Source organism: Niallia sp. Kr1 (assembly GCF_050389805.1).
GTDB lineage: Bacteria > Bacillota > Bacilli > Bacillales > Cytobacillaceae > Bacillus_BD.
This window is the reverse complement of sequence record NZ_CP130945.1, coordinates 2690865-2710303: the sequence shown is the minus strand read 5'-3', so window position 1 is coordinate 2710303 and position 19439 is coordinate 2690865. Positions and strand designations below refer to the sequence as shown.

18 protein-coding genes are annotated in these 19439 nt (G+C 36.6%); 5 read left to right on the top strand and 13 right to left on the bottom strand.

The genetic code is table 11. The features are described from left to right. Nucleotides 1-15: 15 nt before the first annotated feature. The gene (locus Q5760_RS13050; protein ID WP_428908085.1) at nucleotides 16-300 is read right to left on the bottom strand and encodes a DUF3219 family protein; all 285 of its coding nucleotides are present in this window, start codon (nucleotides 298-300) and stop codon (nucleotides 16-18) included. Nucleotides 301-615: 315 nt separating this feature from the next. Between Q5760_RS13050 and ahpF (Q5760_RS13045) the strand changes: the two genes are divergently transcribed. After that, nucleotides 616-2145 (top strand): alkyl hydroperoxide reductase subunit F, encoded by a 1530-nt coding sequence (gene ahpF / locus Q5760_RS13045; RefSeq protein WP_428908084.1) that lies wholly within the window; start codon nucleotides 616-618, stop codon nucleotides 2143-2145. A 58-nt stretch (nucleotides 2146-2203) separates the two neighbouring features. Here ahpF (Q5760_RS13045) and mqo read toward each other — a convergent pair whose 3' ends face one another. The 3 genes from mqo to Q5760_RS13030 form a co-directional block, all read right to left on the bottom strand. Beyond that, a complete protein-coding gene (gene mqo / locus Q5760_RS13040; protein WP_428908083.1) occupies nucleotides 2204-3706 on the bottom strand; it encodes a malate dehydrogenase (quinone) in 1503 nt (500 codons plus the stop codon). Nucleotides 3707-3948: 242 nt separating this feature from the next. After that, a complete protein-coding gene (locus Q5760_RS13035; protein ID WP_428908082.1) occupies nucleotides 3949-5145 on the bottom strand; it encodes a hypothetical protein in 1197 nt (398 codons plus the stop codon). A 229-nt stretch (nucleotides 5146-5374) separates the two neighbouring features. Next, nucleotides 5375-7288, bottom strand: coding sequence for a sigma-54-dependent Fis family transcriptional regulator (locus Q5760_RS13030; protein ID WP_428908081.1), 1914 nt, complete (start codon nucleotides 7286-7288; stop codon nucleotides 5375-5377). 345 nt (nucleotides 7289-7633) lie between these two features. On the opposite strand from Q5760_RS13030, the gene ahpC reads away from it, so the two are divergent. Together ahpC and ahpF (Q5760_RS13020) are read left to right on the top strand one after the other, a co-directional pair. Continuing rightward, on the top strand, nucleotides 7634-8197 hold the full coding sequence (gene ahpC, locus Q5760_RS13025; RefSeq protein ID WP_428908080.1) for an alkyl hydroperoxide reductase subunit C: 564 nt from the start codon (nucleotides 7634-7636) through the stop codon (nucleotides 8195-8197). Nucleotides 8198-8238: 41 nt separating this feature from the next. Then, a complete protein-coding gene (gene ahpF / locus Q5760_RS13020; RefSeq protein WP_428908079.1) occupies nucleotides 8239-9768 on the top strand; it encodes an alkyl hydroperoxide reductase subunit F in 1530 nt (509 codons plus the stop codon). A gap of 104 nt (nucleotides 9769-9872) precedes the next feature. Here ahpF (Q5760_RS13020) and thrC read toward each other — a convergent pair whose 3' ends face one another. Beyond that, nucleotides 9873-11285, bottom strand: a complete 1413-nt coding sequence (thrC, locus tag Q5760_RS13015) for a threonine synthase (RefSeq protein WP_428908078.1) — start codon at nucleotides 11283-11285, stop codon at nucleotides 9873-9875. 338 nt (nucleotides 11286-11623) lie between these two features. On the opposite strand from thrC, the gene Q5760_RS13010 reads away from it, so the two are divergent. Further along, complete coding sequence (locus Q5760_RS13010; protein ID WP_428908077.1) at nucleotides 11624-12247, top strand: hypothetical protein; 624 nt, start codon at nucleotides 11624-11626, stop codon at nucleotides 12245-12247. An 88-nt stretch (nucleotides 12248-12335) separates the two neighbouring features. Here Q5760_RS13010 and Q5760_RS13005 read toward each other — a convergent pair whose 3' ends face one another. The 4 genes from Q5760_RS13005 to Q5760_RS12990 form a co-directional block, all read right to left on the bottom strand. Continuing rightward, entirely contained in the window at nucleotides 12336-12431 is a 96-nt protein-coding gene (locus tag Q5760_RS13005; protein WP_428908076.1) for a YjcZ family sporulation protein, read from the bottom strand. A gap of 174 nt (nucleotides 12432-12605) precedes the next feature. Further along, nucleotides 12606-12851, bottom strand: coding sequence for a PaaI family thioesterase (locus tag Q5760_RS13000; protein WP_428908075.1), 246 nt, complete (start codon nucleotides 12849-12851; stop codon nucleotides 12606-12608). Nucleotides 12852-13054: 203 nt separating this feature from the next. After that, nucleotides 13055-13504 carry a PaaI family thioesterase gene (locus Q5760_RS12995; RefSeq protein WP_428908074.1) on the bottom strand — a complete coding sequence of 150 codons (450 nt, stop codon included), beginning with the start codon at nucleotides 13502-13504 and terminating at the stop codon, nucleotides 13055-13057. A 237-nt stretch (nucleotides 13505-13741) separates the two neighbouring features. Then, the gene (locus Q5760_RS12990) at nucleotides 13742-14707 is read right to left on the bottom strand and encodes an NAD(P)H-dependent flavin oxidoreductase (protein ID WP_428908073.1); all 966 of its coding nucleotides are present in this window, start codon (nucleotides 14705-14707) and stop codon (nucleotides 13742-13744) included. Nucleotides 14708-14786: 79 nt separating this feature from the next. On the opposite strand from Q5760_RS12990, the gene Q5760_RS12985 reads away from it, so the two are divergent. Further along, nucleotides 14787-15302, top strand: a complete 516-nt coding sequence (locus tag Q5760_RS12985) for a gamma carbonic anhydrase family protein (RefSeq protein WP_428908072.1) — start codon at nucleotides 14787-14789, stop codon at nucleotides 15300-15302. 73 nt (nucleotides 15303-15375) lie between these two features. Here Q5760_RS12985 and paaX read toward each other — a convergent pair whose 3' ends face one another. The 4 genes from paaX to Q5760_RS12965 all read right to left on the bottom strand — a co-directional run bounded on the left by paaX (nucleotide 15376) and on the right by Q5760_RS12965 (nucleotide 19366). Next, nucleotides 15376-16263, bottom strand: coding sequence for a phenylacetic acid degradation operon negative regulatory protein PaaX (paaX, locus tag Q5760_RS12980; RefSeq protein WP_428908071.1), 888 nt, complete (start codon nucleotides 16261-16263; stop codon nucleotides 15376-15378). A 125-nt stretch (nucleotides 16264-16388) separates the two neighbouring features. Beyond that, nucleotides 16389-17165 carry an enoyl-CoA hydratase-related protein gene (locus tag Q5760_RS12975; protein ID WP_428908070.1) on the bottom strand — a complete coding sequence of 259 codons (777 nt, stop codon included), beginning with the start codon at nucleotides 17163-17165 and terminating at the stop codon, nucleotides 16389-16391. Between the two features lie 126 nt (nucleotides 17166-17291). After that, entirely contained in the window at nucleotides 17292-18497 is a 1206-nt protein-coding gene (locus Q5760_RS12970) for a thiolase family protein (protein WP_428908069.1), read from the bottom strand. Further along, the gene (locus Q5760_RS12965) at nucleotides 18494-19366 is read right to left on the bottom strand and encodes a 3-hydroxyacyl-CoA dehydrogenase (protein ID WP_428908068.1); all 873 of its coding nucleotides are present in this window, start codon (nucleotides 19364-19366) and stop codon (nucleotides 18494-18496) included. Before Q5760_RS12965 ends, Q5760_RS12970 begins: the two co-directional genes overlap by 4 nt. Nucleotides 19367-19439 lie beyond the last annotated feature (73 nt).

Here is a 19439-nt window from a genome sequence, read left to right as displayed (position 1 = left end):
TTGACCCCTTCTTTCTCAATTATGGGTTTCACGCAACGTTAATGAGTAATCTCCAATTTGATCTTTTTCATATAAGTTAGTAATCGATGTGGAATATTGCTGAATCGTTCCTTTAAATTGTAAACCAATCTCAGGTACTACTACCTCAAATGTTTGTTGATATAATAATACAGCTATATCATGGTAGTTCTCACTACTTACCTTAAACTCTACCAATATCTCTTGCAATCCGTTTAATTCTCTTTGTTGGAAACGGTGTACCTCAATGACATTTTCATTTAATAGAATCTTGCTTACCAAAGTATTTCTCTCCTTTCTGGGATGGAAAAACTCAATCTGGGAACCCATCCATCCAAGTATTGTATAATTTATGAACAATAGAATTCCCCAATTATGGATGGTGCCTAGCACCTATCTCATATAAACCAATTGACAAAGTCAATGTTTTATATGATAATAAGTACATAATTAAAATAATTCTAAATAGATATTATTTATAATTATATTGTAGCAAAAGTAACTCAATCTTCACAATCAAGAAGGACACATCATTATTTAAAATAGTATAATGGTGGTATCATATTTAATTTTTTTTAGAAAAAGGAGGACATAAATATGGTGTTAGATACAGAAATTAAATCTCAATTGTCACAATACTTACAATTAATGGAAGGCGAAGTACATATTAAATTAAGTGTCAGTACAGATAAAATCTCAAATGAGATGTCTGATTTAGTAGAGGAATTGGCAGCGATGTCATCCAGCATACAAGTGGAAAAAACCGCTTTAGAGAGAACTCCAAGTTTTAGCATCAATCGCCCTGGTGAAGACACCGGTATTACGTTTGCAGGCATACCTCTCGGTCACGAGTTTACATCACTTGTTCTTGCTTTATTACAAGTTAGTGGACGTGCACCTAAAGTAGATGAAAAAGTGATCACTCAAATTAAAAACCTAAAAGGTGATTATCGTTTTGAAACATACGCTAGTCTTAGCTGTCACAACTGTCCGGATGTTGTACAAGCTTTGAATGTCATGAGTTTGCTCAACCCAAGTATCACACATACGATGATTGATGGTGCTGCTTTTAAAGAAGAAGTGGAAGCGAAAAAAATCATGGCTGTGCCAACGGTATACCTAAATGGAGAATTTTTTGAAAGCGGTCGTATGTCTTTGGAAGAAATCCTTTCTAAACTTGGAAGCGGTCCTGATGCATCAGAGTTTTCTAATAAGGATCCATTTGATGTCCTGATTGTTGGGGGCGGTCCAGCTGGTGCTAGTGCAGCCATATACTCAGCACGTAAAGGAATCCGTACAGGTATTGTTGCTGATCGCTTTGGTGGACAAGTCTTAGATACAGTTGGAATTGAAAATTTAATTACTGTTAATTACACTGAGGGTCCAAAACTTGCCGCTACACTTGAAGAACACGTAAAACAATATGACGTTGATATTATGAACCTGCAACGTGCTAAACATATTGAGAAAAAAGACGATTATATTGAAGTCCAATTAGAAAATGATGCTGTTCTTAAGAGTAAAACGGTGATCCTGTCAACTGGCGCCCGCTGGCGAAATGCCGGAGTGCCAGGAGAAACCGAATTTCGTAACAAAGGCGTTGCCTACTGCGCCCACTGTGATGGTCCATTATTTGCAGGTAAACATGTTGCCGTGATTGGTGGCGGAAATTCAGGTGTCGAAGCAGCCATTGATTTAGCAGGTATCGTTAAGGAAGTCACGCTTTTGGCTCGTTCCGTGATAAAAGCTGATCCGGTTCTTCAAGAACGTCTGACTAAACTACAGAATGTAAATGTCATCCAACATGCACAAATTGAAGAAATTACAGGTACGGACCAAGTAAACGGTATTTCCTACACTAATACAGAAACGGGTGAAAAACACCACATCGAATTAGAAGGGATATTTGTACAAATTGGTACCATTCCGAATACTGAATGGTTGCAAGGGACTGTCGAATTAAACTCACATGGTGAAGTGATCGTCGATTACAGTGGTTCTACAAGCATTCCTGGAGTCTTTGCAGCTGGCGATTGTACGAATACAAAATATAAACAAATTATTATTTCCATGGGATCAGGTGCTACCGCTTCTTTAGGTGCTTTCGATTATTTAATAAGACATTAAAAAATGGAACCTTTCCATTTAATTGGGAAGGTTCCTTTATAGTGAAAAAACTCATTCTTTAGCTATGAACCGGGTTCTTTTCATTTAGACCAAGAATTTGCGTTGCAGACGTTTTAACTTTGGTTAATAATTCTGGGTTTTCCATTAGAGAAAGACCATAAGAAGGGATCATTTCTTTCAATTTCGAATCAAATTCCATCATATATTCAGGGAAGCATTTCGTGATGACTTCTAGCATGACGTGAACAGCGGTTGATGCTCCTGGAGAGGCACCAAGTAATGCCGCAATGGAACCATCTGCAGAGGTAATCACTTCTGTACCAAATTGGAGGGTTCCTTTGCCTCTATCCTCTGTATCTTTAATAACCTGTACCCGTTGACCTGCTACAATCAAATCCCAATCCTCTGCTTTCGCGTTTGGGATAAATTCTCGTAGTTCTTCCATTCGTTGTTCTTTTGATAACATGACTTGCCCAATTAAATATTTTGTCAATCCAAGATTTTTAGCGCCAGCTGAAATCATGGTAAATAGATTATCGGTTTTAACAGAACTCAATAAATCCATATTGGAGCCTGTTTTTAGAAATTTAGGTGAAAAGCCCGCAAACGGTCCAAATAACAATGATTTTTTATTATCAATAAAACGGGTATCTAAATGAGGAACCGACATGGGCGGCGCTCCTACTTTCGCTTTCCCATACACTTTGGCATGGTGTTGTGCAACGATCTCCGGGTTGTTACACACCATGAATATTCCGCTAACAGGAAATCCACCAATATGTTTTCCTTCAGGGATACCAGATTTTTGTAGTAAATGGAGGCTACCTCCCCCTGCTCCAATAAACACAAACTTAGCCGTATGAGTTTCAACATTCCCACTATCAAGGTTTTTGATCTTCAATTCCCATAAACCTTCGCTGTTCTTTTTAACATCCTGTACACAATGCTTGTAGTGAATGTTTACGTCTTTACTCTGTAGGTGATCAAATAACATTCGGGTTAGTGCGCCGAAATTCACATCTGTCCCACTGTCAATTTTTGTAGCTGCTATCGGTTCTTTAGATGTACGGTCTTTCATTACTAGCGGCATCCATTCCTTTAACTTTTCTGGGGCATCCGAAAATTCCATCCCTTTAAATAATGGATTGCTTGATAGCGCTTCAAAACGTTTCTTTAAAAAAGCAACATTTTTTTCTCCCTGAACCATGCTCATATGAGGCAATGGCATGATAAAGTCTTGTGGATTTTGGATCAGCTTGTTTTGAACAAGATAAGACCAAAACTGCATCGAAATCTGGAACTGTTCATTAATTCGGATGGCTTTGCTAATGTCTAAGCTTCCATCCGGTTTTTCAACTGTGTAGTTCAATTCACAAAGTGCTGCATGTCCAGTTCCTGCATTATTCCACTCATTTGAACTCTCTTCCCCTGCTTTCGCTAATTTCTCAAATACGGTAATTTTTCTGTCCGGCAATAATTCTTTCAAAAGTGTCCCAAGGGTGGCACTCATGATTCCGGCTCCAATTAAAATGATATCTGTTTTCTTTTCACTGTTGCTCATCTATACCAACCTTTTCCCCTTAGATTTACAGAAAGGAATGCTTTGAAGTTACGTACCGAGCCAACAAAATACTAGGTAACCACACTCCAATCTGTCTCGTTATAACTATTGTATTACATGTATAGCGTAATATATATCTATTATTATATGACAATTATAAATTATTTAAAAGTTGTAAAGATTAATTGAGTAAAAAATATAAAGCACCTTCCAGAAACTGGAAGGTGCCTGTCACCTTTAGCTTATACAATTAATGTTGTTTTAGGATTTAGCGATATTCCTAACTCTAATTTTCCAAACATTTCGCCTAACATGTCTAAGTTAAAGGCATAGTGCATGGATGATGCTTGTACATCTCTCCAATAGCGGTTTATTTGGTTTCCTTCATAGACGATTCCTGCACCACTATTATCAACAATGGTTTTGACTGTCTGGTTACACATTCTGGCCACATACCCGTAATTTCGGCGAAGTCGTATTTTTTCATACGTTTCAATGGGTTCGCCTGTTTCTAATCTTTCGATCGTTTTTTCTAACAGTGCTTCAGCAGCTGCTAACCCAGCAGATACTTCTGTTAAACGAATTTGAGAATGAGTAAAATCAGCTACTTTTGCATTTCGTGTACTTACTTTACTTTTCATCGTATCTCTCCATAGTTCATAAGCCCCGATACTAGCCCCTAATAAAGCGGATGACAAGCTAACAGGCATTGCAGCAAATAGCGGATGACTATAAAGTCGATTTGTATTCACACTTCTACCAGGACCTTCCCCTTTTTGACACCATCCAATCATATCCAGGGTACGATGTTTTGGAACAAATACATTTTTCAATGAAACATGATTGCTACCAGTTCCTCTAGTTGCAACGGTTTTCCATGTATGTTGAATCTCGTAATCTTCTTTAGGGACCATCATCATTAATATTTCACCCGGGGCGCCATTTTCAGGATTCACATCCACAAATCCCATTACCATTACCCATTCACCATGGTTAATTCCTGAAGAATAGCCCCACTCACCGTTCAAAAGATAACCACCATCAACCGAAACCACGGTATTTCCCGGAGCAGGATTAAATGAAGAGGCTATACTAGCATCCTGGTTGTTTTCCCATACCTCACGTTGTACTTGCTCTGGAAAATAGGCAAACATCCATGAATGAATGACTAAAAGAGTATAACACCAGCCTGCAGACGGATCTGCTTTCCCGATTTCAATAGCAGTTTTAGAAAAAGTATCAAATCCTAATTCATGTCCACCCCATTTTTTTGGTGTCATTAATCGAACTAATCCTGAATCAATAAAATCTTGGATGTTTTCTTCTGGTTGACGAGATAGTTCTTCTGTTAAATGAAACCGTGTTTTAATTCTTTCTGCTACTTCTTTAGCCTTAGCAATTGCCTCTACATGTGTTAGCGTTTTCGTTAATTGATTCATTTCTATTTCCTCCTTATAAACTTTAATAGTATTTACATCTTAATAATGCATTTTCTGTGCCAATTCTAAAATTTCTGATAATTAATATTAATTCCTTATAAAATAGGAATCTTCTACACAAAGAGATGTGTAACAGAAGAAAATTTGTTACAAGTTTTGTCACATTCGTTGTAACATGTTACATAATAAAAAAATACCTCGGCTTATTTTACTGAGGTATCGTCATAAATTACTTTATTACATTTGTTAAATGATATTGCTTTATTTTTCTATACACAGTCATCCTTGAAATATTTAATAATTGAGCCGTTTTCGTCACATTTCCATTACACTGGTGCAGTGTATTCAATAATGTATCTTTATCCGTTTTCAATAGTTCCTTTTTTGGCATTTCCTCTTTTTGCCCTGTTCTTATTTCTTTCGGTAAATCTCCTGGTAGAATGACATTTGAATTTGCATGAAAAACCGCTTGTTCAATACAATTTTTGAGCTGTCGAATATTACCTGGCCAATGATAATCGATTAATACCTTTTTAGCTTCTTCTGACACTTTAAGGCTTTTATTCTCAGTCATTAGAAATTTCTCAATTAATAAAGGAATATCTTCCTTTCTTTCTCTTAAAGGAGGTAGTTCTAGTGAAATGACGTTTAATCGATAAAATAAATCTTCACGAAAATTCCCTTTTCTCACTTCTTCTTCTAAATTTTTATGTGTCGCACAAACCACCCGCACATCAATCGGGACGGATTCATTTCCACCTACTGGTACGATTTCACGTTCTTCCAAGACTCGAAGTAAATAAACCTGAACGTCCAGCGGCAAGTCACCAATTTCATCCAAAAAAATAGTCCCTTTGTCAGCTAATAGAAACTTCCCTTTTTTCCCTTTAGTCTTAGCACCTGTGAATGCACCGCTTTCGTATCCAAATAACTCAGTTGCCATTAACTCTTTCGGAATGGCCCCACAATTCACAGCCACAAAAGGAAATGATTTTCTAGGACCAAATGCGTGTATGGATTGAACAAGCAGTTCCTTTCCAGTACCTGTTTCCCCATGAATAAATAAATTTTTATCTGAAAAAGCTGCCTTTTTGGCTTTTTCAATGAGGTTAGTCATGGTATTCGTATTGGCAACCATTCCATCAAATACGTGTTTCGTTGTTAATTGTTTACGGCTAGATTCTGAATCTGTTTGTGCGCTGTTTTTTTGAAAAATGGCCATTCCACCTAGTAATTGACTACCAATCCGAAACGGGTGAATCGTAATATCCCACGTTTTTCCGTCTATTAAATTGCCATTAATCTGTAGTGTTGGTGAACCAGTGAGAATTTCATCTTGTGGATATCCTAAAAATTGAGACAAAGAAATGCCTTCCGAAACATGTAATAGATAGGTAGACGCGTGATTTCCCCAGATCATTTTACCTGATAGATCAAAAATGATAACCGGATCTTGATTACTACTATAAAGAGATTGAAAAAGGAATCCATGTTCCTTCATCATCGACAAACTGAGAGAATGAGAGATTTTTTTCGATTGATTCTTGACTAATTCGATATCATGTCCAATTACAAAATCCTTTTCACTTGTTAACCCCAGCATCCCTATTACTTGATTAGTAAAAGGATCCCGGATCGGTGCTGATGTACATACCCATGGGTGCCAACCTTGACAAAAATGCTCTCTTGAGAAGACTTGTAGCGGCTTTCTTTCTAATAATCCCGTTCCAATCGCATTCGTACCCGCAACATTCTCAGACCAATCAGATCCTGGTATAAACCCGGATATTTCTATTTTGTCTGCTATCGATTGATGTGCTAAATGATCAATCATAATTCCATTACTATCAAATAAGGAAATGGTTACCATTTCCTGTGAGTAATATTGAAACAGAGAATCGATAATCGGCTTAGCATTATCAAGTAGAATTTGATTTTGTTCCCTTTTCTCCTCCAATGCATTACCATAATAAATGATATTCGCCTTCATTTTTAAGGGATTCACAAAATGCTGTTTACAACGATCCCATGATGCATGAATAACGGATCGCTGATTCTCGGGCAGAACCCCTGTTTTTAGAAAGCGCTGCCAATTTACTTCTAACGTTTTTTCTAGAGTGGAAAGTTCTTCTATATTATTCACATCCAAACAATCATACTTCATCCCTATCATCCCGCTTTTTCTCACAATCTGTTTAAATTTTATAATAATTATGATAACAAATCATTCGATTGATTTCAAATAAATAGAAAAACAAAAAGTTAATTGAGAAATGATTACATTAATTGAAAAATTCCTTTCTACAGAATAACTGAAATATCTTTGAACTAAATCAAACATTTTCGTTGACATATAATAAAATTTATATAATAATAAGTTTGTAATTAGAATAATTCTATTTAAGAAATTATAATAAAAAAACAACTGATAGTTATTTTCTCTTGTTTTTTAAATCAATTTATATACATCTCAGGAGGTACTTACATTATGTCATTAATCGGAAAAGAAATTCTACCATTCAAAGCAATGGCTTATCAAAATGGTGAGTTCATTGAGGTTACAGACGAAACTTTGAAAGGAAAATGGAGTGTTGTTTGCTTCTACCCAGGAGACTTTACATTCGTTTGTCCTACTGAACTAGAAGATCTTCAAGAACAATATCCTTCGCTAAAAGAACTTGGCGTCGAGGTTTACTCTGTTTCAACGGATTCTCATTATGCACATAAAGCTTGGCATGAACAATCAGGAGCTATCGGAAAAATTACGTATACGATGATTGGAGATCCAAACCACGGTATTTCTCGTAACTTTGATGTCCTTGTCGAAGAACAAGGTGTTGCCGATCGCGGCACATTTATCATCGATCCAGATGGTATCGTTCAGGCAATGGAAATTAATGCAGACGGGATTGGTCGTGATGCGAGCACCCTTATTAATAAAATTAAAGCAGCTCAATATGTTCGCCAGCATCCTGGTGAAGTTTGCCCAGCTAAATGGCAAGAAGGATCTGAAACATTAAAACCAAGTCTTGATCTTGTAGGAAAAATTTAAATAAAGGTTCAATAACTAGATCATATAAGGAGGAAAATCAAATGGCTTTAGATGCAACTATCAAAGAACAACTAAATCAATATCTTCAATTAATGGAGGGCGATATCGTCCTTAAAGTTAGCACAGGTGATGATAACTTATCAAAAGACATGGATGAGCTTGTAAATGAACTTGCTTCAATGTCTTCTCATATTAAAGTAGAAAAAACGGAGCTTAAACGAACTCCTAGCTTTAGTGTCAACCGTGTTGGTGAAGATACAGGAATTACATTCTCTGGTCTCCCCCTTGGTCATGAATTCACATCCCTTGTATTAGCTCTATTACAAGTTAGTGGAAGAGCACCTAAGGCTGATGAGAAACTAATCGAGCAGATTAAGAATATTAAAGGTGAATATCATTTCGAAACGTATGTCAGCCTAAGCTGTCAAAACTGCCCAGATGTCGTGCAAGCACTAAACTTAATGAGCCTGTTGAACCCTGGTATTACGCACACAATGATTGATGGGGCAGCATTCAAAGAAGAAGTTGAAAGTAAAAATGTATTGGCTGTACCAGCAGTCTACTTAAATGGAGAATTCTTCGAAAGTGGTCGTATGTCCCTTGAACAGATCCTTACAAAACTTGGCAGCGGTCCTGACGCATCTGTCTTCTCAGAAAAAGAACCATTTGATGTCCTTGTAGTTGGCGGTGGTCCAGCAGGAGCAAGTGCAGCTATTTATGCAGCTCGTAAAGGGATCCGCACAGGTGTTGTTGCTGAACGCTTTGGTGGTCAAATCCTTGATACGGTTGCGATTGAGAACTTTATCTCTGTTAAACATACTGAAGGTGCAAAGCTTGCCGCTAGTCTTGAAGAACATGTTAGAGAATACGATGTTGATGTGATGGATTCTCAACGTGTAGTGAATATTGAAAAGAAAGACTTAGTCGAAGTTGAACTAGAAAACGGTGGAGTTCTAAAAAGTAAGTCCGTTATTCTATCAACGGGTGCTCGCTGGAGAAATGTCAATGTTCCGGGAGAAGCTGAGTTCAAAAATAAAGGAGTTGCCTATTGCCCTCACTGTGATGGACCTCTATTTGAAGGAAAGCGTGTAGCTGTTATTGGTGGTGGAAATTCTGGAATTGAAGCGGCCATTGACTTAGCTGGAATCGTCAAACATGTAACAGTCATCGAATTTGCTCCTGAATTAAAAGCAGATTCTGTCCTTCAAGATCGTCTAAATAGTTTACCAAATGTAACAGTGATCAAAAATGCAGCAACAACTGAAATTACAGGTACAGATAAAGTGAACGGTATTTCTTACAAGGACCGTGCAACTGAAGAAATTCACCACATTGAATTAGAAGGCGTATTCGTTCAAATTGGTCTTGTTCCAAATACTGATTTCTTACGTGACAAACTTGAACTGACAAAAATGGGCGAAATTGTTGTCGATAAACGTGGAGCAACAAGTATTCCAGGCGTATTTGCAGCAGGAGATTGTACAGATACTGCCTATAAACAAATTATCATTTCTATGGGATCTGGTGCTACAGCAGCATTAGGTGCATTTGATTATCTTATCCGAAATTAACAACCATAAATTATACTTTTGTAAATAAATAACGAATACCCCTCTATCTGCATGTTAGCAAATAGAGGGGTATTATTTTTAAAATAAAATAGAGTAATTTTTTTTTACTTCTCAACTGATGATGTAGAACGGAAATGCTTTTCTAATTGATGGCGAATATCTTCATTAGACGCCTCAACCACTTCTAAATATTGTGGTTTATCAAATAAAGCTTGGATTTGTTCAGGATATGTCTGTTCAATATCACATAATTGAATAGCCTCATTGAATTTTGCTGGATGGGCTGTCGAAAGCGTTACACAAACTTGATCTTGTTCATTACATGTTTCATATGCGGCAATCCCACATGCGGTATGAGGATCTAATAAATATTGTGTTTCTTTATGGTATTGGCTAATTGTTTTCAGGCACTCTTCCCCTTGCACCCCTTCTGCCGCAAAATCAGCTTGTACTCGAAGTAATTGCTCCACAGTGACAGTCATTTTCCCTTCAGATTTGAATTGATCCATTAATGCAGAAGTTGCGCTTGGATCTTCCTTCAATAGGTAGTATAGATAACGCTCAAAGTTGCTAGCTACCTGAATGTCCATTGATGGACTATACGTGCTATGGAACTCTCCAGGCTGATAAACACCATCTTTAATAAAGCGTTCCAAAATGTTATTCTCATTAGTCGCTACAATCAGTTTTCCAACAGGCAGCCCCATTCTTTTCGCCAAATAACCAGCAAAAATATCACCGAAGTTACCAGTTGGTACACTGAAGTTAAGGCTCTTAATGTCTTTTTCTTTTGCTACTTGGAAATAGGCATAGAAATAATAGACTGTTTGAGCTAAAATACGGGCAAAATTAATGGAATTAATCGCGCGTAGATGATATTGAGCTTTAAAATCCAAGTCAGCAAAAATTTCCTTAATGATGCGTTGACCATCATCAAATGTTCCTTTAATCGCTAAATTTAATACACTTTCATCATCAACGGTTGTCATCTGTAGTTCTTGCACCTTGCTTACTTTTCCATGCGGATGCAAAATACAAATACGGATTCCTTCTTTTCCTCGCACACCCTCAATTGCAGATGCACCTGTGTCTCCAGAAGTTGCTCCAAGAATATTGATGGTTTCCCCTGTTTTCTTGGCGATATAAGAATATAAATTTCCTAAAAACTGTAGCGCTACGTCTTTAAAGGCAAAAGTAGGGCCATGGAATAATTCGAGAACATACATATTCTCTTTTAATTTAACCACCGGTGTTACTTCAGGAGTACGGAAAGTTTCATAACTTTTCTTGATTAACTCCTTAAGTTCGTTCTCAGGAATTTCTCCATCAACATAATAAGAAATAATTTCATATGCTAATTCCTGATAGGATAGATTGGACATTGCATCTAGCTTATCTTTAGAAATTTGAGGAATCTTTTCTGGTACTAATAATCCTCCATCTGTTGCCAATCCCATTAAAACGGTATCAATAAAGCCAATTTTGTTTACTTTCCCACGTGTACTAATGTATTTCATCAGAGCCTCCAAGGTAAATAGAATATATTTCTATCGTCACCTAAAATAAGTTCTATGTCAATGAGAATTATACTGCAATAACTGAATTTTTTACTTTTTTATGGTCAATCCAGAAAAATAATCAAATAGTGATCAATTTAGTTTAGTACTTACCACTTCTAAACTAAATTGCGTGTTTTTAAAAAACAAACGCCATTTTATTACATAACCAAAGTTACAAGACCAATTAACTCCCTCATAGTTAGTAAAAAGTTTTTCTGTCTATACACCAATTGTTACATAATCATAATATATTGCGGACAACCACCATTAATTTTTATAACAAGGAGAGGTTAAAAATGTATTATGAAAAAAAAACCGAATATTATTCACAATTTAAAATCAATTCAGAACAGCAAACAGAAGCGTTTTTTAAAAAGTTAGGAGAAAAGAGATTTAAAAAAAAATTAATACTTCAAAATGAGTTAGAATCACAAACTGAATCATTAGATAAAATCTTAAAAGAAAACGTCCTAATAAATAATCAATTAAAAAAAATAGGAAATATATTGTGTTCGATGCAAAAAACGAAACCAACTCCCAAAAATCCTTTTAATTTTCTAGAAAAATTCGATTTTGATATAGACAAGTTATTAAATATCCTAATGGCTTTTATTGACCAATATAAAGAAAATCCAAATGTAAATAAAAAAGAAGATTTAAATGTAAATGAAAATGAAAGTGAAAAAATAAATGAAGAAAGGGAATTATTAAATAGAATCTTAAATGAATTAAGCATATTAAATAACAAAATTTCGTTATTTCAAATGCCACCTATGGGACAACCATTGAAAACACTTAATAAATTTGATTTTAATTTTGATAAAATATCAAGTATTTTGAGTCTTTTATTCCAAATTTATAAGGCAAAAAATAATGAGAATGAGAATGAAAGTGAAGAGTTGAATGAAGAAGTATTGTAAGATTCACAGACGATATTAATGCTAAGAAAAGAAGAGAGCTAATTCTTTACGTCAGCTCTCTTCTTTGTAACTAATTATAGGATGATCTTTAATAAAAAGATGCTCCAACAATGATTAACAGGATAAACAATACAACGAGCAACACAAACCCATTTGATCCATATCCGCTTTGTTGTCCAGACATATGGATTCCTCCTTTACATATATTGTAGAAGCTCTTACATCAATACAATATGTAAAGGAGTAAAAGTTTGTATAGGACAAGCATCAACTACATTTACCCCATTTATTTTATTAGGGTATCATTTCATATAAAGTTTTATATCTCATGGGAGTAAATGAACGGTTATTCCTTTTATTAATGTTCCTTAATCATAATTGAAGAAACACTACTGCAACACTTCTTTTCATTTTGAAAAACCTCAGCTGTCAAATAGGCTATACTTTTTCCTTTTCTTTCTACTTTTGCTTCTAATTTGGCTGTTCCAGGTAAAAGTGGTCTATGAAAAGTTGTATGAAGATCAATGGATGCAAAGCTTTGGTCTGGATTTAATATTGATGCAATGGCATAAGCCATTATTGTATCGGTCGCATAGAAATCCACCCATTATCACATCATGTCCATTAAGAAGATTTTCATCAACTTTCCATATGGCTGTTGCATAACCATCATGCGCAAGAGTCGGTTTTATCTGTAACGTTAGATCACAATTCGGAGGTACTCTTTTTATTTTGACGACATTTAGCAAATCAGAAGGACGATATTTCGTTTCCATTTGGACTCCTTTCGTTATTAAAAAATGACGACTATTCCTCAATTGAAATAAAATAGTGATTTTTACGATATGCCAATGCTTCCATCGTTGCCAATAGTTCGCCATTACTTTCGATCTGAATCTTATACCACGAGGTTCGATTGTTTTTCTTTTCTTCTACAGCAATCGCCCTAATTGTAGATCCATTCATTCCAGCAGCCATAAAGTTAACCGTGGTTGATAGGCCTACAGAAGTTTTTCCATAGGAATTACAAGCGGCAGCAAATACATAGTCAGCTATCGCAAACAGGATTGCGCCATGAACGGTGCCATGCGAGTTTAGCATATGATCTTTAATCTCTAATTCGGCCGTTGCTGTGCCTAAACCAAGCTCTTTAAGTTCGATACCGAGAAATTGGGCATATGGTTCATTTTCAAAGGTTTTGTATATATCATTATAATATTTCTCATGAATCTCTTGCTCTGTTAAATTTGTAATCAATTAAACTCCACCTTTATTTTATATTTTACTTTGTTAAACTTGGTTGTTGACTCCGTTCCAGTCACTTCGCATTCAGCGTGCAACAGGAAAGCCACATGATACTTTGTGTCTTAAGTTGTCTTGCCCTTCTCTCTTCTACCGTATGAGTTTTCTTGACTCCCACTACAATCAACATAGTTGCAAATCAAAATTAACACTTAACAAAGCTTTATATTTTAATTATTATTCATGTTACTTTTATTTACTCCATTGTAGCAGTAGAATTTGAGTAACCTTTTCGAGTTGAGTTTTTGCTTCTTCCATCATACTCTCTATAAGTTCTTGGACTGTTGGAATCGCAGAAATCAAACCGGCAATTTGTCCGCTGTTAATATATCCATTTTCTAAATCTCCTAAAACAGCACCCTTAACATGGTAATCCTCTGAAGTGATTTCATTAAATTCTTCTAAACTGATTCCCTCTTTTTCTGCTTGGAATATCTTTTCAACATATTCTGATTGCAAGACCCTTCTCACCCGCCCTACTGTACGACCTACGATTCTAGTATCGGTTCCGCTTGCCTGAAGCAGCCTTTCTTTATAGTTATCATGTAACTGGGCTTCCTTTGTTGCAATAAAACGTGTGCCCATTTGGACACCACTTGCCCCAAGCATCATGGCTGCTGCTAATCCTTTTCCATCGCCAATTCCACCCGCTGCAATAACAGGAATGGATACAGCTTTATGTATTTGAGGAATCAATGTAAATGTTGTTAATTCAAGACTTGAATTAATTCCTGCTGCCTCAAAGCCTTCTGCTACCAATAGATCTGCTCCTGCTGCTTCTGCCTTTTGGGCATGTTTTACTGAGGCAACGACCACAATCACTTTTATTCCATGTTGATGTAGGGTGGGAATGAATGGAGCAGGGTTACCCGCAGACAATGAAATGACTGGAACCTGATGTTTAATAGCTAAATGAACTAATTCCTCAACATAGGGATTTACGGATAAAGCAATATTGATAGCAAATGGTTTACAAGTTAATTCCTTTGTTTCTAAAATAATGTTTTCCACATCATCCGGCTTCATCGTACCACATCCAATCGTACCAAGACCTCCGGCTTCTGAAACCGCAGCGCTCAGCGTCGCATGGCTAATATTTCCCATTCCGCCTTGAACGATCGGGTACTTAATCTTTAATTGTTCACACACTGAGTTCATGACAATCCCTCCTTATCAATTATGTATATTTGTGTTATAATACTATGAAAATTCAAATAATAAAAAAGGAGATTTTATGATGTTAATTCCCTATAAAGACAAAAATCCACTTGTACACGAAACCGTATTTTTAGCTCCTGGTTCACATTTGATTGGTGATGTTCAAGTTGGTAAAGAAACTTCTATTTGGTTTAATGCAGTTTTACGCGGTGATGAAGACGCTATAATCATTGGAGATCGCTGCAGTATTCAGGATAATACATCCATTCATTTATCAGAAGGATCCCCAGTTATTGTTGAAGATGAAGTAACTGTCGGACATAATGTCATTCTTCATGGTTGTACCGTTAAAAAAAGATGTATTATCGGAATGGGTTCAACTATTTTAGATGGCGCAGTTATTGGGGAGGAATGTATCATTGGTGCCAATACACTGATTCCATCTGGTAAGGTCATACCACCACGTTCTCTTGTCATAGGTTCACCAGGAAAAGTGGTTCGAGAACTGACCGATAAAGATTTTGAACTGATCCAACTTTCGATTGATACTTATGTTGAAAAAAGTTACATATATAATGAGATTCTTAAATCATGAAGTAGGAAAATACTAGTTCCCACAATACTAGCCATAGAAATCTAGTATTGTGGAGTTTATTGTTCTGATGATTCTATTCCCCGATCTCACTCATTAAAGGAAATTCTTCTGCATTATAATCTTTATCTTTCTTTCCTAAATCATTTTCTTCCTGAAAAACATTTTCAAAGAAACGGCTAGCTGGCTCTGCTAAAATTTTATAATATTGATCAAATAATAGTGCGGCATGATTTCCGCTCCAACCTTCGGGCAACAATTCTTTAGGAAGAAAAGGATCAATAAATAAAAACTTTCGGTATTCATGAACCAAATTCGCTCTTGCTATAAAACAGTCTTCATCCGTCATTTCTCCGCTACCAATCAAACTTTGATGAATAATGTATTTTTTGCTGTATTCGTCAATAAAATCATCATATTTTTCTTCAATTTCCTGTAGAGGCCAACATTTTTGAACTAAAGTAAAGTCTGGTTGTGGTCCAATATGTTTGGATAGAAATAACTGAACATATTCTTCAATTTGATACTTACTAATTAAAAGATTTATTTCTTTTTCAAAATTATTAGGCGAGATCCAACAGCCATTTGATAGGTTTCCAAAACCGCTCCATTGCAATTCTTTTCTGAGTTCATCTCGAATTTGTCTTTTCTCCTCAGGGATGTTATACATAATGACTCTCCATTTTCCATCCCATTCATGTGGTTCCAATTTATAAATTCTTCTTGCTGCCTCGTTGATTCGACTTACTCCTCTTTCCGTTAGCTCATAAAAACTTTTATTTCCCCTTCTCTCGGATTGGAGTAAGCCTTGCTTCATCATCCGAGAAACAGCGACACGAACCGCTTGCTCATTATGGCCAAAAACTTTCATTAATTGGATCAGGCTGCCAATCCAAATTTTATTTCCATAATGGCTAATGTAATCTCCATAAATTGTTAGGATCATCGACTGTGTCTTACTCATATGAAATCACTCTTTTCTGTGTTCTGTGCGCCCTCCTTGTAAATCGGACAAGTTTTGTCCAAATTAACAATAATATCTCGGAGTATTCTATTATAATAGCCAATTTTCTGATAGTCTTGCAAATTTTATTTTCCTTTAAAAGCAGGTTTTCTCTTTTCACTAAATGCGGTTAAAGCTTCTAACCGGTCTTCTGTAGGAATCGTTAATTCATAGGCTTTCGATTCAATTGCTAGACCTGTTTGAAGATCAACATTCATTCCATTACAAATCGCATACTTTGCTTGTTTTAAAGCAACTGGACCATTTTGTAACATCTCTTTTGCAAATGATATACTGGCTTCAACTACGTTTTCATCATTGATAACTCTTGTTAAAATCCCCCAATCATAAGCTTCCTGTGCTGTTAACTTTTTAGCTGTGAAAATGAGTTCCTTTGCTCTCATTTCTCCAATCAATCGGGGTAGTCGCTGTGTTCCTCCTGCACCTGGTATAATCGCCCAACTAGTTTCTGTTAGACCCACTTTCGCCTCTGGAACAGCAATTGCAAAGTCACAAGCCAAGATCAATTCAAACCCGCCTCCAAATGCATAGCCATTAACTGCTGCAATTGTTGGCTGAGGGAGTTGTGAAATTTGATTAAACACATCACGGATCGCCTTTACATTTCTCCGAACCTCTTTGACAGATAATGTTTTCCTTTCCTTTAAATCGGCACCTGCACTAAATGCCTTTTCACCTGCACCGGTAAAAATAGCAACACGAACATCCTGATCCATTTCGATTTGATTGACCACGTCTGCTAATTGCTCTAATGTTTCATAATCAAAACAATTAAGAACCTCTGGACGATTAATCGTCACGTATGCAATATGATTTTCCACACTATATAACACTTTTGACATCTCTTTTAGACTCCTTTCCAGTTGAACACTTTTTAACGAAATAGAAAAATCCTAATACCTACATATTCTTCAATCAGATAAAAATACCTTTACCGACCACTAGTCAAATAAAGGTATTTTCATAGATTAGTCAGCAATATTTTCAACAATTGCAGCTATGCCTTGACCAACGCCAATACACATAGTTGCAAGACCATATTGAACATCCCGCTTTTTCATTTCATAGATTAAAGTGGTTAAAATTCTAGCACCACTAGCACCTAGCGGATGACCGAATGCAATCGCACCACCATTTACATTAACCTTTGATGGATCAAGCTCTAATTGACGGATACATTCTAATGATTGGGAAGCAAAAGCCTCATTTAATTCAACTAAGCCTAAATCTTGAGAAGATAAATGAGCTCTTTGTAACGCCTTTCTGGATGCATAGATCGGTCCGAGTCCCATGACTCTTGGCTCTAACCCTGCTGTTGCACCGACAACATATTTGACTAACGGCTTCAGGTTCAATTCTTTTGCCTTTTCAGCACTCATAATCAATAATACAGAGGCACCATCATTCACACCTGAAGCATTTCCTGCAGTTACAGATCCTCCTTCAAAAATAGGTCTTAATTTACCTAGCTTTTCTAGAGTCGTGTCTGGGCGTGGATGTTCATCTTTATCTACAACCGTTTCATTGCCTTTGCGATCTTTCACAGTGACTGGCACGATTTCATTTTCAAAGCGATTTTCTTCCATCGCCTTTTTGGCTCGTTGCTGGCTTTCGAAAGCGAATTGATCTTGTGCCTCACGTGAAATGTTATAGTCTTGAGCGACATTTTCAGCGGTTTTTGGCATCGTTTCCGCACCGTACATTTTTTCTAATACAGGATTCGTAAATCTCCAGCCAATCGTCGTGTCTTGTAATTCCATTGAACCTCGAGGATAATCAATTTCAGGTTTCCCCATTACAAATGGAGCACGAGTCATACTTTCTGTGCCACCAGCAATATAAATATCCCCTTCCCCACTCGCAATGGCTCTTGCTGCATACATAACTGCATCCAAACCTGATCCACATAGTCGGTTGATTGTTGTTCCCCCTACTGATATTGGAAGTCCCGCAAGCAATGCTGACATTCTAGCTACATTTCGATTATCTTCTCCTGCTTGATTGGCATTTCCTAGCACGACTTCTTCAATATCCTCGGCTGGAAGATTCGGATTTCGTTCTAATAATGCTTTAATTACAATTGCGCCTAAATCGTCGGGTCGAACACTTTTTAATGCACCTTTATATCTACCAATAGGTGTACGGACTGCATCTACGATTACGACTTCTCTCATTTTGATAGCACCTCTTTTTCTTTTGTATAATCATAAACCCCTTTACCTGATTTACGACCAAGGCGACCTGCTTTCACATATTGTTCTAGTAATGGAGCAGGGCGGTATTTTTCACCTAATTTTTCATGTAAATATTTTAAATTATTTAAGCGTGCATCCAAGCCGACTAAATCAACTAACTCAAATGGACCCATTGGATAATTCAACCCTAATTTAATCGCTTTGTCGATCTCCTCTGGGGTCCCAAGTCCTTCCTGCAACATATAAAATGCTTCATTTCCAACAAGACAAGAAATACGGCTAGTCACAAACCCTGGAAATTCATTGATCACAACGGTTTCTTTTCCCATTTGCTCTGCTACTTGTCGCACCACCTCTGCTGTTTCATCACTTGTTTCAAGTCCGCGAACAATTTCAACAAGTGGCATTTTATGAACAGGATTAAAGAAATGCATCGCAATGGATTTTTCTGGACGTTTTCCATAAGAGCCAATTTCTGTTGGACTCATGGTTGAAGTATTCGTGGCAAATAAACAATGTTCGGGGACATATTGTTCAAGAGACTCAAAAACAGCCTTTTTGATCTCGGTCTTTTCAGGAACTGCTTCAATCACCAAATCAGCCTGTCTTGCTGCTTCTTCTAATTGAGGAACAAACAGAAGATTATTTTTTGCGGTTTCCACTTCTTCTACTGTTATTTTCCCTCGAGCTAACCCTTTATCAAAAATTTTGTATAGTTCTTCTTTAGCATTTTTTAATGCTGCTTCATTTGCATCATATAAGGAGACACGAAATCCTCCTACTGCTGCAACATAAGCAATTCCTCTTCCCATCACACCGGAACCTACAACCATAATTGTTTCTATCATCACTTCTTCCTCTCCCTTTTTCGATTATGTAAAGGAGTACGAAACATCTCTTTAAAATTGATGTAATCGTACT

What these genes read in the sequence shown, in the direction of transcription:
- ahpF (WP_428908084.1), top strand. Translation starts at nt 616, where the DNA reads ATGGTGTTAGATACAGAAATTAAATCTCAATTGTCACAATACTTACAA.
- mqo (WP_428908083.1), bottom strand. Translation starts at nt 3,706, where the DNA reads ATGAGCAACAGTGAAAAGAAAACAGATATCATTTTAATTGGAGCCGGA.
- Q5760_RS13035 (WP_428908082.1), bottom strand. Translation starts at nt 5,145, where the DNA reads ATGAATCAATTAACGAAAACGCTAACACATGTAGAGGCAATTGCTAAG.
- ahpC (WP_428908080.1), top strand. Translation starts at nt 7,634, where the DNA reads ATGTCATTAATCGGAAAAGAAATTCTACCATTCAAAGCAATGGCTTAT.
- ahpF (WP_428908079.1), top strand. Translation starts at nt 8,239, where the DNA reads ATGGCTTTAGATGCAACTATCAAAGAACAACTAAATCAATATCTTCAA.
- thrC (WP_428908078.1), bottom strand. Translation starts at nt 11,285, where the DNA reads ATGAAATACATTAGTACACGTGGGAAAGTAAACAAAATTGGCTTTATT.
- Q5760_RS13010 (WP_428908077.1), top strand. Translation starts at nt 11,624, where the DNA reads ATGTATTATGAAAAAAAAACCGAATATTATTCACAATTTAAAATCAAT.
- Q5760_RS13005 (WP_428908076.1), bottom strand. Translation starts at nt 12,431, where the DNA reads ATGTCTGGACAACAAAGCGGATATGGATCAAATGGGTTTGTGTTGCTC.
- Q5760_RS12990 (WP_428908073.1), bottom strand. Translation starts at nt 14,707, where the DNA reads ATGAACTCAGTGTGTGAACAATTAAAGATTAAGTACCCGATCGTTCAA.
- Q5760_RS12985 (WP_428908072.1), top strand. Translation starts at nt 14,787, where the DNA reads ATGTTAATTCCCTATAAAGACAAAAATCCACTTGTACACGAAACCGTA.
- paaX (WP_428908071.1), bottom strand. Translation starts at nt 16,263, where the DNA reads ATGAGTAAGACACAGTCGATGATCCTAACAATTTATGGAGATTACATT.
- Q5760_RS12975 (WP_428908070.1), bottom strand. Translation starts at nt 17,165, where the DNA reads ATGTCAAAAGTGTTATATAGTGTGGAAAATCATATTGCATACGTGACG.
- Q5760_RS12970 (WP_428908069.1), bottom strand. Translation starts at nt 18,497, where the DNA reads ATGAGAGAAGTCGTAATCGTAGATGCAGTCCGTACACCTATTGGTAGA.
- Q5760_RS12965 (WP_428908068.1), bottom strand. Translation starts at nt 19,366, where the DNA reads ATGATAGAAACAATTATGGTTGTAGGTTCCGGTGTGATGGGAAGAGGA.